The sequence below is a fragment of the Pseudomonas sp. C9-3 genome (assembly GCF_032392015.1).
Lineage (GTDB): Bacteria > Pseudomonadota > Gammaproteobacteria > Pseudomonadales > Pseudomonadaceae > Pseudomonas > Pseudomonas nitroreducens.
Map to the genome: position 1 here is coordinate 5,569,354 of NZ_CP135919.1, position 13,563 is coordinate 5,582,916.

Genomic DNA, 13,563 nt, shown 5'->3' on the forward strand with positions numbered 1-13,563 from the left:
CGATCACTGTCGAATGTTCAGGTTTCCACACCTGGCCACGATGACGCCGTGGCAGGGCGAAACGCTAAGCAGTGAACTTGTAGGACCGCAACGCCGCGGCAGTGTAGGGGCCTTCCCAAGCATCCCGCAGCCGCTTTACCGCCCCAGCGTGATGACTTTCGGGAACTGCGAGGCTGTCGGGAAATTCACCGGGAAACACCCTGCGCCAGCGTTCGCCTGAAGGAATGGCGCCAAGCGGTTCGCGAGCAAGCTCGCTCCTGCAGGCGTGCACCGCTCCTTGTAGGACCGAGGGGGACGCCCAGTCCTTGCTCGCGAACCTATCTGCCCGGCAGCGCAGGAACTGGGCAATAGCGTAGGACGCATCACCCGGAACGGGTTATCCGCCGGCCACTTCGCGGCGGATAACGCCGGCGCGTGATGCGCCCCGCAAGAGCGACCGTGGTGCAAGAACCGGAAAGCGGCGTAGGAGCGGACCCGTCCGCGATGGCATCCGACGCGATGCGGACCTATCGCGGACGGAGTCCGCTCCTGCACAGGCGCAACGCGCTTACTGGATCTCCTCCGGCGTGACGATCACCCAGTTCTTGTCGGCGGTCACCGGCTGGCCGAGCTTGGCCTGGGCTTCGGCGTTCTTCTTGATCATGCCGTTGAGCTGATCCATGTACTTGGCCTTGCGGTTGATCCACAGGTGCACGCCGTTCTCGGCGGTTCCGTTGAAGAGCATGTAGCCGTCGCTGCTGGGCGTATCGCCGCCGACCAGGATGGGCTTCTTCCACTGGTCGATGTAGGTGAGGATCGCCGCCTGCTTGCCGGCCATCCAGGTCGCCGGAGTCCACAGGTAGGGGGTGATCTCCAGGTCCAGGTTGGCCTTGGGATCGTACTTGCCCTCGCTGATCTGCTTGCGCGCGGTGGTCAGCGCGCCACTCTGGCGGTCCTTGAGCAGGGTGGTGACGCCGATGACGTTCTCCGGCTTCACGTTGTAGCCGTACTTGGGATCGCTGGCGACCATGCGCACCAGTTCCTCGTGGGCGGCGGTCATCACATAGACCTCAATGCCGTTCTCCATCAGCTTGTTGTACAGCTCGGTCTGGCCGGTGAAGACCTTGGGCGGGTTGATCGAGAGGGTCTTGACCACATCGCCTTCGTAATAGGTGCTGGGCACCGGCTTGCCGTAGGCCATCAGCTCGTCGACATAGCCCTTGAGCTCCTTGAGGGTGAAGCCGGAGAACACCTGGGCGACCCAGGGGTAGCAGACCAGGTCGTCGACTTCGCAGAGCCGGTAGTAGTAGCTATTGAGGCTTTCCTTGTGGCCGTTCACGTCCTTGAAGGGGATCAGCTTGAGCGAGGGGTCGAGCTTCTCGCGGGTCAGCACGCCTTTCATTTCCAGGAAGGGCAGCAGCGATTCCTCGAGGTCGTAGCGGTAGCTGGTGTTGTCCATGTCGAAGACCGCGAAGGCGCCCTTGTTGGCATTGGCAGCGATCAAGGCGTCGAGCTGCTTGGCGGCGGGCGCCGGCCAGTGCTTCAGCTCAGTGGCGGCAAACGTGGTGCTGGCGAGGCCGGCCAGGATCAGGCCGGCGAGCAAGGTGCGCATGGGCTTCATGGAATTCCCCCGAGTGGTGTTGTTGGAATGGGGAAGGCCCGACACGGGCCCTCGCTGGACTAGTCCAGCAATGACCCTAGCAAAGCGCTGTTTCAGCTCTGCGACGGCAGCGACGCGAACCGTCGCGAAGGCGGCAGGACATATCCATACGCGCCACGCGGCTTTGCCGGCAGCGACGACTGGTCTAGTTCACCGCACGGCGCAGGCGGCCGGGGGCCTCGCCGTAGGTGTCCCTGAACTTCTTGGTGAAGGAGGCCTGGGACTGGTAGCCGACCTGGGCGGCAATGTCGGAGAGGCTCAGCTGCGAGGTGCTCAGCAGGCGGTAGGCCAGTTCCATGCGCACTGTGGTCAGCAGCGCCCAGGGCGACCGCCCGGCAACCTGGGTGAACAGGCGCGTGAAAGTGGCGCGGGACATGTTCGCCCGCTCAGCCAGAGCCTCGATGGTCCACTCGTGGGCAGGATCGTCGAGCATGGCCTCCCAGGCGCGGCTCAGGCGCCTGTCGGCGAGCAATGCCAGGGTGCCGCTGCTGGGGGTGTGCTCCTGCAGGTAGACGCGCAGGATCAGGGTGAACAGCGCCGAAGACAATGCATCGACCAGGAAACGCGCACCGGCCTGGTTACCCTCAGCCTCGGCGCGCAGCAGGCCGACCAGTGCGGCCACGGCATCGCCCAGTCCATTGTCCTGGCAGGACACCTTCAGGACACTCGGCAAGGAGCCGATCAGCAGCGAGCCGCGCTGGTAATGGAAGCTGCCGCAAAGCATGTCCAGCTCGCCCTCGCCTGTGCCAAGGCGATGGACCGGCAACAGGCCCGCCTCGTGGACTTCCGGCGACTGCGCGGCCACCCGCGTGCCTTGGCTGCGCAACAGGTGGGCTGCACCATCGGGCAGGACCAGTACCTCGCCTGCCTTGAGGTCCAGGGCCTGCCCGTCGGGCATTTCCGCCCGGCAGCTGCCGGACAGCACCACGTGGTACTGCGCCGTCCCCTCGGGCAAGGGCTCGTGATCCAGAGCCCAGTCGCCGAGGAAGCGGCAACGCAGGTCGAGACTGCCGCGCAGGCCGGCCAGCTGGATGAGGTGGTCGATGGAGTTCATGGGATTCCCGGCGAAGGCAACGGCTGACAGATTATCCGCAGCGATGCGTCATTCGAAGTAGTCCACCACTGGCATCTGCATCGCCTGCATCTCGGCCTGGAGGAATTCGCGCAGCCGCCGCAGGCGCCCCTGGTCCCGACGCGCGCGGGGCCAGACCAGGTAATAACTCTCGCCACTGGCGACGGCACTGGGCCAGGGCAGTGCCAGGCGGCCCTGATTGGCATCCTCGGCGACCATCACCAGGTCGCCGATGGAAACACCGTAGCCGCGGGTCGCGGCGACTATGCCCAGTTCGAGGGTATCGAATACCTGTCCGCCCTTGAGCGAGACCTGCTCCCCCAGGCCCATGCGCTGCAACCAGCGCCGCCAATCGCGACGGTCGGGGGTGGGGTGCAGCAGTTCGGCGCCGGCCAGCCGCTCGGCGTCCCAGGGGCCATCCGCCAGCAGCGCGGGCGAGCCGACGGGAATCAGCCATTCGGGAAACAGCAAGGCGGCCTCCCAGTCCGGCGGAAAGTGCCCCGAGCTCAGCAGCACCGCGCAATCGAAGGGCTCATGCACGAAGTCGACGCGATCCACGTCCATCCAGGCGCTGGTCAGCTGCACCTCGATATCGCTGTTCTGCATGCGGAACTTGCTCAGCCGCGCCAGCAACCAGCGCATGGTCAGGGTCGACGGCGCCTTCAGCCGCAGCACGCCTTCGTCCGCGCGCAGGCTGGCACAGGCGCGCTCCAGCGCATCAAAGCCGTCGCGCAGGCCGGGCAGCAGCATCCGCGCGGTTTCGGTCAGCTCCAGCTGGCGGCCGCGGCGCTGGAACAGCCGGCAGGCGAAGTGTTCTTCCAGGGTCTTGATGTGCCGGCTGACCGCGCTCTGGGTGATCGCCAGTTCCTCGGCGGCACGGGTGAAGGACGCGTGCCGCGCGGCGGCCTCGAAGGCGCGCAGGGCATAAAGGGGCGGCAACTGGCGGTTCATGGCGGGCTCCGGTTGTCTTAAGCATGAGTATGACTCATGGATGGCATCGCATTTTTCCTTTTGTGCCCGCGTCCACAACGGCCGGAGAATGGGCCACTCCTACCGATGCGGCGCCTGCCGCTTGCTGAGCCTGACTCATGAAACGCCCGTACCGTGACGAACTCGCCGCCATCCTGCGCCTTGCCGGCCCGCTGATTGCCGCCCAACTGGCCTACGTCGCCATGGTGTTCACCGACACCGTGATGATGGGCAAGCTCGGCCGCGAGGCACTGGCCGCCGGCGGCCTCGGGGCTTCGACTTACGCGTTGGTTTCGACCTTCTGTGTCGGCGTGGTCGCGGCCACCGGCAACCTGGTGGCGATTCGGCATGGTGCAAAAGACGCCCGCGGCGTGGTCGAAGCGACCCAGGCCGGCCTGTGGATCGGTGGCGCGCTGGCGCTGCTGGCGGGCCTGTTGCTGTGGAACCTCGGGCCGATCCTGATCGCTTTCGGCCAGGCCCCGGAAACGGTCGCCGGCACCATGAGTTTTCTGCACAGCATCGTCTTCGCCCTGCCCGGCTACATGGCCTTCATGGTGCTGCGCGGTTTCACCAGCGCCATCGAGCGGCCCGGCCCGGTCATGGCCATCAGCCTGATCGGCGCGCTGGCCAACTTCGCCCTCAATTACGCCTTCATCGAGGGACTGTTCGGCCTGCCGCGCCTGGGGCTGGCGGGAATCGGCATGGTCACCGCGGTGGTGATGAATGCGCTGCCGGTGATCTTCGCCCTGTACCTGCGCTGGCACCGGGCCTACGCGCCCTACCCGCTGCTGAAGGGATTGTCGAAGCCGGACTTCAAGGTGATCGGCGAATCGCTGCGGTTGGGCATTTCCATCGGCGGTACCTACGCCGTGGAGTCGGGCATGTTCACCGTGGCGACGCTGTGCATGGGCGTGATCGGCAGCACCGCGCTGGCGGCGCACCAGATCGCCATCCAGTCGGTGTACGTGGCGTTCATGGTGCCCATGGGGCTTTCCTACGCAGTGACCTTCCGCATCGGCCAGCACTACGGCGCCGGCCGGCTGGTCGAGGCGCGCCGCGCCGGGCGGCTGGGCATCGGCTTCGGCGCCAGCTGCATGCTCGCCTTCGCCGCGCTGTTCTGGCTGGCACCGGAGCTGGTCATCGGCCTGTTCATCGACCACAACGACCCGGCCAACCGCGATGTGGTGCAACTGGCGGTCAGCCTGCTGGCCATCGCCGCGTGGTTCGAGTTGTTCGACGGCACCCAGTGCATCGCCATGGGCGCGATCCGCGGCCTGAAGGATGCGCGCACCACTTTCCTCGTCGGGCTGGCCGGCTACTGGCTGGTGGGCGTGCCGATGGCGTTGCTGCTGGCTTTCCCGCTGGGCTGGGGGCCGAGTGGCGTGTGGTGGGGGCTGGCGTCGGGCCTGGCCTGCGCGGCCATCGGGCTGACGCTGGCCTTCGAGGCGAAGACGTCGCGCTTGCTACGTCCGCGCACGGCTAGCGCGGCGCTGGCCGTGCCAGCTGGTCGCTAGCTGACCGAGTCCTGCAGGCGCAGCGCACGGTTGGCACCGAAGACCAGGAAACGCGCCAGCTCCGACAATGGCAGCGGCCGGCTGATCCAGTAACCCTGGACCTGGTCGCAGCCGAACTGGCGCAACTCGTCCTGCTGGGCGGCGGTCTCGACACCTTCGGCGACCACTTCCAGGTTGAGGTTGTGCGCCAGGTTGATCATCGCCCGCACCAGTTGCAGGTTTTCCGTGCGTTCGTGCATGCCGCCGACGAAGCTCTTGTCGATCTTCAGCAGGGTGATCGGCAGGCTGTTGAGGTGCACGAAGGACGAGAAGCCGGTGCCGAAATCGTCCAGCGAGAAGCGCACGCCGAGCCGGCCAAGGGCCTGCATGGTCTGCAGGACCTGGTCGCTGCGGCGCATCACGGCGGTTTCGGTGAGTTCGAATTCCAGCCACTGGGCATCGACGCCGCGCTCGCGGATCAGGCGCTCCAGGGTCGGCAGCAGCTGGCTGTCCTGGAACTGGCGGAACGACAGGTTCACTGCCATGTGCAGCGGCGGCAGGCCGCGCCCGCGCAGCCACTGCATGTCCCGCAGGGCACGGGAGATGACCCAGTAACCCAGCGGCACGATCAGCCCGCTTTCCTCGGCCAGCGGCACGAAGTCGCCCGGCGTCAGCAGGCCGCGCTCGGGATGGCGCCAGCGCACCAGGGCCTCGAGGCCGACGATCTGCCCGGTGTGCAGGTCCAGGCGCGGCTGGTAGTGCAGCTCCAGCTCGTCGCGACGCAGCGCCCGGCGCAACTCGCTCTCCAGGTCGGCGAGGCTGCGGGCGCCACGGTTGATGCGCTCATCGAAGATGTGGAAGGTGCAGCCTTGGCGCGACTTGGCCTGTTGCATGGCGATGTGCGCGTGCCACAGCAGCGGGTCGGCGGCCTCACCGGCGCGGGCGTGGGCCATGCCCAGGCTGCAGCCCAGCAGCAGGCTTTCGCCCTCGACCCAGTAGGGTTCGCCCAGGGACTCGACTATCAGTTCGGCGACCTTCTCCACCCGTGCCGGGTCGCGGCGGGTGTCCAGCAGCAGGGCGAACTCGTCGCTGCCCAGGCGGGCGATGTGGTCGCCGTTGTCCAGGTGCGCCTTCAGCCGTGCCACCACCTGCAGGATCAGGCGGTCGCCGGCCTGGTGGCCGAGGGCGTCGTTGACGTGGCGGAAGTTGTCCAGGTCCAGGTGGCCCAGCGCCAGGCCGCGCCCTTCGCTCTCGCTCAGCCGGGCGGCGAGCAGGGTCTGGAAACCCTGGCGGTTGGCGATGCCGGTCAGCGGGTCCTGTTCGGCCAGGCTCTGCAGGGTGTTCTGCAACGAAGTGCGCTCGCGCACGTAGCGCAGGGTACGGCGCAGGACTTCGACACTGAGGGACTCGGCCACCAGGTAGTCGGCGACGCCGACGGGCTCTTCCGCGGGCTCGCGCTCCAGCAGCAGGATCAGCGGCAGGTGGCACTGGTGGGCGGACGGCAACTTGGCGGGCGTGGTGAGCACCAGGCCGACCTGATCCTCGTCGAACAGGGCGCTGGCGGCTTGCCAGGACGGGGCCGTGATCAGCGAATAGCCCGGCCCCAACGCGGCCAGATGCCCGCGCAGTAGCTGGGCCCACTGCGGCGCTTCCGCCAGCAGGAGCAGGCGCGTTGGTTCGACCGACGCTGCCAAGCGACCCCCATGTATCTCTAGAAAGGGGAGAAACTCCAGGCACCATCCCTGCGCCCATTTCCCCCGGTTTTGAAGCGACGCCATCCGGACATCCCACGGATGTAGACGAAACTTCAGAGAAACTCTTAAGAGTTTTCTTCAAGTAATGCTGTCACAAGCCTAATACATGTACAGATTTATCCAAAACACATAAGTACGATCGTGTCACAGATCGCCGCTATTCCGAGCGGCACCCCGACGCCCGGCACGGCCTGCTAGAATACGCCCCCGCTTCACTACAGACCCCGCCTTCATGTCCCGACTCAATCCCCGGCAGCAAGAGGCCGTGAACTACGTCGGCGGCCCGCTCCTGGTGCTGGCCGGCGCCGGCTCCGGCAAGACCAGCGTGATCACCCGCAAGATCGCGTACCTCGTGCAGCAATGCGGCATCCGCGCCCAGTACATCGTCGCCGTGACCTTCACCAACAAGGCCGCCCGCGAGATGAAAGAGCGCGTCAGCACCCTGCTGCGCCCGGGCGAAGGCAAGGGCCTGACCGTCTCGACCTTCCACAACCTGGGCCTGAACATCATCCGCAAGGAACACGCGGCCCTCGGCTACAAGCCCGGCTTCTCGATCTTCGACGAGAGCGATGTGAAGGCGCTGATGACCGACATCATGCAGAAGGAATATTCCGGCGATGACGGTCTGGACGAGATCAAGAACCTGATCGGCAGTTGGAAGAACGACCTGATCCTTCCGGAAGAGGCGCTGGAAAAGGCGCGCAACCCCAAGGAACAGACCGCGGCCATGGTCTACCTGCATTACCAGCGCACGCTCAAGGCGTACAACGCGGTGGACTTCGACGACCTCATCCTGCAGCCGGTGAAGCTGTTCCAGGAGCACCCGGAGATCCTCGACAAGTGGCGCAACCGCGTGCGCTACATGCTGGTGGACGAATACCAGGACACCAACGCCAGCCAGTACCTGCTGGTGAAGATGCTGGTGCAGCAGCGCGCGCACTTCACCGTGGTGGGTGACGACGACCAGTCAATCTACGCCTGGCGCGGCGCGCGCCCGGAAAACCTGATGCAGCTCAAGGATGACTTCCCCTCGCTGAAGGTGGTGATGCTGGAGCAGAACTACCGCTCCACCAGCCGTATCCTCAAGTGCGCCAACATCCTCATCGCCAACAATCCCCACGTGTTCGAGAAACAGCTGTGGAGTGAGATGGGCGAAGGCGACCCGATCCGCGTGATCCGCTGCCGCAACGAGGAATCCGAGGCCGAGCGGGTGGCCATGGAAATCCTCACCATCCACCTGAAGACGCAGCGGCCCTACAGCGAATTCGCCATCCTCTACCGGGGCAACTATCAGGCGAAGCTGATCGAGCTGAAACTTCAGCACCACCAGATTCCCTATCACCTGTCAGGCGGCACCAGCTTCTTCGGACGCCAGGAAGTGAAGGACCTGATGTCCTATTTCCGCCTGCTGGTGAACCCGGACGATGACAACGCCTTCCTCCGGGTGATCAACGTACCGCGCCGGGAAATCGGCTCCACCACCCTGGAGAAGCTCGGCAACTACGCCACCGAACGCGGTTGCTCGATGTTCAATGCTTCCGGCGAGCTTGGCCTGTCCGAACACCTGGACGGCCGCTACATCGAGCGTCTGCAGCGCTTCAAGCGCTTCATCGACAAGGTCCGCGAGCAGTGCGCCGGCAGCGACCCGATCGGCGCGCTGCGCAGCATGGTGATGGACATCGACTACGAGAACTGGCTGCGGCAGAACGCGTCCAGCGACAAGGTTGCCGATTTCCGCATGGGCAACGTCTGGTTCCTCATCGAAGCGCTGAAGAACACCCTGGAGCGCGACGAAGAAGGCGACATGACCATCGAACAGGCCATCGCCAAGCTGGTGCTGCGCGACATGCTCGAACGCCAGCAGGAAGAGGAAGAAGGCGCCGACGGCGTGCAGATGATGACCCTGCACGCCTCAAAGGGCCTGGAATTCCCCTACGTGTTCATTCTCGGCGTGGAAGAGGAAATCCTCCCGCACCGCTCCAGCATCGAGGCCGACACCATCGAGGAAGAGCGGCGCCTGGCCTATGTGGGCATCACCCGGGCAAAGAAGAACCTGGCCATGACCTTCGCCGCCAAGCGCAAGCAGTACGGCGAAATCATCGACTGCTCGCCCAGCCGTTTCCTCGACGAACTGCCGCCCGAAGACCTGGTCTGGGAAGGCCAGGAGGACGCGCCGCAGGAGGTGAAGGTGGCCAAGGGCAATTCGGCGCTGGCGGATATCCGGGCGATGCTCAAGCGCTGAGCTCCCCGGTCAGTCTCGTGCCGGAGCACCCTCTCCCCCGCCCTCTCCCTGAAGGGAGAGGGAGCCGCCCGGCGTTCGCTGCAACTAAGACGTCCGCCGGCGAGCACCGGTAGTCCGCCCCACTCGGACCAGTCCCCTCTCCCTTCGGAGCGGGGCGCGCAGCCAGGGTCAGGGAGAGGGCCAAGCACAGGCAGGTTTCCCCCGACAGGCGATCCGTGTACTTCCGCCCATCGAAAAACTGTCCATTCGATCAGCAATTGCATTGGTCGGAACATCGCGCAGATGGCCACTGGCGTTGTAGAATTACGCGCTTCATCAGCGACAGCCGCTCCGGAAGCACCCCCGTGAACACTCTCAAAGACAAAATTCGCAGCGAAGGCATCGTTCTTTCCGAACAGGTCCTCAAGGTAGACGCCTTCCTCAACCACCAGATCGACCCGGCGCTGATGAAGCAGATCGGCCATGAATTCGCCGAACGCTTCAAGAACCAGGGCATCACCAAGATCGTCACCATCGAGGCATCCGGCATCGCCCCGGCGATCATGGCCGGCCTTGAGCTGGGCATCCCGGTGATCTTCGCCCGCAAGTTCCAGTCGCTGACCCTGAAGAACGACCTGCTGATCTCCAAGGTCTTCTCCTTCACCAAGCAGACCGAAAGCACCATCGCCATCTCGGCCAAGCACCTGACCGCCGCCGACCACGTACTGGTGGTGGACGACTTCCTCGCCAACGGCCATGCCGCCAAGGCGCTGATCGACCTGATCCAGCAGGCGGGCGCCAGCATCGCCGGCCTGGGCATCGTCATCGAGAAGTCCTTCCAGGAAGGCCGTTCCCTGCTGGAAAGCGAGGGTTACCGCGTGGAATCCCTGGCTCGGGTGAAGTCCCTGGCCAACGGTCAGGTCGAGTTCCTCGAAGACTGATCCACCGCACCACGAAAAAAGGCGGGCGCCGACAGGGCCCGCCTTTTTTCATACCTGAAAGCCGACCTTGCGTAGGGCGCATAACCTGGAACAGGTTATCCGCCGACTCCCTGGCGGCGGATAACGCTGGCGCGTTATGCGCCCTACGCGTCTACAAGGTTTGTTCGGCGCTGGCTTTCAGGCCGGCCAGTACCAGGCGCTGGTAGAGCTCCTCGCGCAGCCCCTCCGGATTCGCCAGCCCCATGCGCTCCAGGTGCGCCGGGTAGGCCTCCGGCGCCGGCGCATCGAGAGTCGCCTTGCCCAGTTCGAGAATCTCGCTCAGCTTCAGCTTGCTCTTGAGCCAACCCAACGCGCGCAGCAACTCGCGCTCCTGTTCGGTGAAGTCGCAACCCAAGGGGAACTCCGGCAGCAGATGACGATGCTGTCGCGCCGCGTCCCGCAGGCGCTCCGGGGTATTGTCGCGATAGCGCTGGTCCAGCTCGAAGTCCTTCGGCAGCTTGCCGGCCTCCTGGGCCTGGGCGATCAGCGCATCCTGGAAGCGCGAGTCGGCGATGGACAGCATGGCGGCGATCACCTCGGCATCGTTACGGCCGCGCAGGTCAGCGACGCCGTACTCGGTCACCACCATGTCGCGCAAGTGTCGGGGAATCGTCGTGTGGCCGTAGCTCCAGACGATGTTGGAGCTCAGCTCACCCTCGGACTCGCGCCAGCTGCGCAGCATCAGGATGGAGCGCCCGCCTTCCAGTTCATGGGCCTGGGCGACGAAGTTGTACTGCCCGCCGACACCGCTGAGTACCCGGCCGTCCTCCAGTTGGTCGGCCACGCCAGCGCCCAGCAGGGTGACGGTGAAGGCGCTGTTGATGAAGCGCGCATCCCGGCGCTGCTCGCGCTTGAGTTCCTCGTCGCGGTACAGGTTGTTGACGAAGCCGATGCCGGTCATGCCGATACCGGCCAGCTCCTCGCGGGGCATCTCGCGCAGGCGCCGGTAGAAGGCCTGCGGACCGAGGAAAAATCCGCCGTGCAGCCAGACGCCCGGCTCGGTCGACGCGGCGCCGGGGCGCGCCGCTACCCGGCGGTTGAGCACACCCGCCTCAGCCAGGGCCAGCAGGCCGGGAACAAACATTTCGCTGCAGCCATACAGCCCGCGCTGGAACGCGCCCAGACCGCCGTCGCGCTCGATCAGCCCGGCGTGGCGGGCGGTGGAGTCGAGGCCGTCGAGCAGCGCACGATAGCCATCGTTGTCGCGCTGGCGGGTCAGCAGCGCCGAGGTCAGGGCATCGCCCATGGAGCCGATGCCGATCTGCAAGGTGCCGCCGTCGCGCACCAGGGCGCTGGCATGCAGGCCGATGCAGTGGTCCTGAAGGCCCACTGGCAGGTTGGGGGTGGAAAACAGCGTGCTGTTGTCGCCCGGCGCATCCACCAGCAGGTCGAAGAAGTCCTCGTCCACTTCGGCGTCGCCGGGCATGTACGGCAACTGGTCGTGGACGACGCCGATAATGACGATGGTTTCGCCTGCCGCGCGGCGACGCTGCAGCATCGGCAACAGGTCGAGGGTGATGTCCGGATTGCACGCCAGGCTCAGCTTGCCCGGCCGCGCCGGGTCACGCGCAACCAGTTGGGCAACGGCATTGACGCCCTTGGCGTTGATGTCCCGCGCCACGTGGCTGTAGTTGCAGCTGATGTAGTTCTGCTGCGCCGGGGCGCTGTCCAGCAGGCTACCGGGCTGCAGGTAGAACTCTTCGACGCGGATGTTTTCCGGCACGTTGCCGCTGCGCAGGTCGTGCAGGTAATCCAGTTCCGGGTAGTCGCCGTAGATGCGCTCGACGAAGGGGTCGAGGAAGCGCCGCTGTAGCTCGCCGCCGGCCTGCGGGCGGCCGAGGGACAGCGCCGTGTAGAACGTCAGTTGCCGGCGCGGGTTCTCGCGCATGTGCCGGTACAGCGCATTGGCCAGTCGGTTGGGCTTGCCCAGGCCCAGCGGAAGCCCGAGACGGATGTGCCCGTCCAGGCGGTGCAGCAGTTCTTCAACAGCGGTTTCGATCGAGCAGGATTGCACCTGGCATCCCTCCGGGTTCGTTGTTCACGACTGGAGTTTGGACCGGCTTTACGCAAAAGTTGCTCCCGCTACATGCGCAGCGACAAATCGCGGGCATGAAAAAGCCGCCCTTGGGCGGCTTTTTCGCACAGGTCGGCTGTTACAGGCCGGACATGTGGTGAATCGCAGCTTTCAGCTCATCATCGGAGCAATCAGCGCAGGTGCCTTTGGGCGGCATGGCGTTGATACCCGAGATAGCCTTGGCCAGCAGGCCGTCGAGGCCGCCCTGCTCTTTCGCGCGCTTGCCCCACTCGGCCTTGTCGCCAACTTTCGGCGCGCCCAGCAGGCCGCTACCGTGGCAGTTGGTGCAGACCTTGCCGACAATCTCTTCGCCCGAACGCGGGGCACCGCCACCACCGGCAGCTGCTACGGCGCCAACGCCTTCGCATTCCTTGCCCTGGACGCAGACTTTGCCGACAGGTTCGAGACGCTTGGCAATGGCGTCATCGTTGGTCGCGGCCTGAACGCTCACTGCCCACAGGGCCAGTACGGCAGCTTGGGCTGCCAGGATTTTTCTAATCAGGTTCACCCTTTCACCCTCATCGTGGCTTATCACGCCCGGTCGCGGTGCAGTCACAGTCTCGGGCCGCGCGAGCGGGCGCAAGTATAACGGCAAAGCCGGGAAGCTCGAAACAATTGCGCCACCTTGCCGGCCTTTGCGGCATTAGGTCGCAGCTGATCTGGCCGGTCCTACCGGCTATTCAAAAATTTGCCGGTGTGGTCGCGCTGATCAGTCGTGCCGGGGTTTCGAACGGATTACGGAAGCGGTGCGGCTTGGTGCTGTCGAAATAGTAGCTGTCGCCACATTCGAGGACGAAAGTCTCGTCGCCGACGGTCAGTTCCAGACGGCCTTCGACCAGTACGCCGGTCTCTTCGCCTTCGTGGGCGTACATGTCGTCACCGGTGTCGGAACCCGGCGGATAGGTCTCGTCGAGCAGGGTGATGGCACGGCTGGGGTAGTCCTTGCCGATCAGCTTCATGACGATCGAGCCACTGGACAGGTCGCTGAGTTCGTCTGCCTTGTAGACCACAGGAGTGTTGCTGCTCTGCTCAAGATCGAGGGAAAAGAACTCGACCAGGGACATCGGAATACCACCCAGCACTTTCTTCAGCGAACTGATGGAGGGGCTGACGCTGTTCTTCTCGATCATCGAGATTGTGCTGTTGGTCACACCCGCCCGTTTGGCGAGTTCGCGCTGGGACAAACCTTTGAGCTTACGGATGGCTTGCAGACGAGCACCGACGTCCAAGGGTGGGGTCCTCCTTATTTTTGTATCAGGCAGGCTCAAGAACCTGTCTTTGATCTGCTGCGCGTCGGCATCACTGCGTTGAAAGCGCCTCCGGGATGCTCATTTACTGGCGTAAATTCCGCGCCCTCAGCC

At 65.0% G+C, this 13,563-nt stretch carries 10 protein-coding genes; 3 read left to right on the plus strand and 7 right to left on the minus strand.

The features are described 5' to 3' along the window. Nucleotides 1-547: 547 nt before the first annotated feature. The 3 genes from RS899_RS25530 to RS899_RS25540 form a co-directional block, all read right to left on the minus strand. Nucleotides 548-1,600: a hypothetical protein gene (locus RS899_RS25530; RefSeq protein WP_024762088.1), complete on the minus strand. Its 1,053-nt coding sequence runs from the start codon at nt 1,598-1,600 to the stop codon at nt 548-550. Nucleotides 1,601-1,784: 184 nt separating this feature from the next. Further along, the gene (locus tag RS899_RS25535) at nt 1,785-2,693 is read right to left on the minus strand and encodes an AraC family transcriptional regulator (RefSeq protein WP_315808363.1); all 909 of its coding nucleotides are present in this window, start codon (nt 2,691-2,693) and stop codon (nt 1,785-1,787) included. Between the two features lie 48 nt (nt 2,694-2,741). Then, nucleotides 2,742-3,662 (minus strand): LysR substrate-binding domain-containing protein, encoded by a 921-nt coding sequence (locus tag RS899_RS25540; protein WP_315808364.1) that lies wholly within the window; start codon nt 3,660-3,662, stop codon nt 2,742-2,744. A gap of 137 nt (nt 3,663-3,799) precedes the next feature. Between RS899_RS25540 and RS899_RS25545 the strand changes: the two genes are divergently transcribed. Further along, nucleotides 3,800-5,194, plus strand: a complete 1,395-nt coding sequence (locus RS899_RS25545; RefSeq protein ID WP_315808365.1) for a NorM family multidrug efflux MATE transporter — start codon at nt 3,800-3,802, stop codon at nt 5,192-5,194. On the opposite strand, the gene RS899_RS25550 is transcribed toward RS899_RS25545, so the two are convergent. Then, nucleotides 5,191-6,867 (minus strand): putative bifunctional diguanylate cyclase/phosphodiesterase, encoded by a 1,677-nt coding sequence (locus RS899_RS25550; RefSeq protein ID WP_054910076.1) that lies wholly within the window; start codon nt 6,865-6,867, stop codon nt 5,191-5,193. The genes RS899_RS25545 and RS899_RS25550 overlap by 4 nt on opposite strands. A 292-nt stretch (nt 6,868-7,159) precedes the next feature. Here RS899_RS25550 and rep point away from each other — a divergent pair, with 292 nt between their 5' ends. Continuing rightward, on the plus strand, nt 7,160-9,169 hold the full coding sequence (gene rep / locus RS899_RS25555) for a DNA helicase Rep (RefSeq protein WP_315808366.1): 2,010 nt from the start codon (nt 7,160-7,162) through the stop codon (nt 9,167-9,169). Between the two features lie 344 nt (nt 9,170-9,513). Next, a complete protein-coding gene (locus tag RS899_RS25560; protein WP_024762083.1) occupies nt 9,514-10,089 on the plus strand; it encodes a xanthine phosphoribosyltransferase in 576 nt (191 codons plus the stop codon). A gap of 151 nt (nt 10,090-10,240) precedes the next feature. Here RS899_RS25560 and RS899_RS25565 read toward each other — a convergent pair whose 3' ends face one another. The 3 genes from RS899_RS25565 to RS899_RS25575 all read right to left on the minus strand — a co-directional run bounded on the left by RS899_RS25565 (nt 10,241) and on the right by RS899_RS25575 (nt 13,431). Beyond that, nucleotides 10,241-12,016, minus strand: a complete 1,776-nt coding sequence (locus RS899_RS25565) for an acetyl-CoA hydrolase/transferase C-terminal domain-containing protein (protein WP_315810475.1) — start codon at nt 12,014-12,016, stop codon at nt 10,241-10,243. A gap of 265 nt (nt 12,017-12,281) precedes the next feature. Continuing rightward, entirely contained in the window at nt 12,282-12,710 is a 429-nt protein-coding gene (locus RS899_RS25570) for a c-type cytochrome (protein ID WP_054910073.1), read from the minus strand. A gap of 172 nt (nt 12,711-12,882) precedes the next feature. Then, a complete protein-coding gene (locus RS899_RS25575) occupies nt 12,883-13,431 on the minus strand; it encodes a cupin domain-containing protein (RefSeq protein ID WP_233297557.1) in 549 nt (182 codons plus the stop codon). Nucleotides 13,432-13,563: the final 132 nt, after the last annotated feature.

Coding starts and splice junctions, on each gene's coding strand:
- RS899_RS25530 (WP_024762088.1), bottom strand. CDS start 1,600: ATGAAGCCCATGCGCACCTTGCTCGCCGGCCTGATCCTGGCCGGCCTC.
- RS899_RS25535 (WP_315808363.1), bottom strand. CDS start 2,693: ATGAACTCCATCGACCACCTCATCCAGCTGGCCGGCCTGCGCGGCAGT.
- RS899_RS25540 (WP_315808364.1), bottom strand. CDS start 3,662: ATGAACCGCCAGTTGCCGCCCCTTTATGCCCTGCGCGCCTTCGAGGCC.
- RS899_RS25545 (WP_315808365.1), top strand. CDS start 3,800: ATGAAACGCCCGTACCGTGACGAACTCGCCGCCATCCTGCGCCTTGCC.
- rep (WP_315808366.1), top strand. CDS start 7,160: ATGTCCCGACTCAATCCCCGGCAGCAAGAGGCCGTGAACTACGTCGGC.
- RS899_RS25565 (WP_315810475.1), bottom strand. CDS start 12,016: ATGCGCGAGAACCCGCGCCGGCAACTGACGTTCTACACGGCGCTGTCC.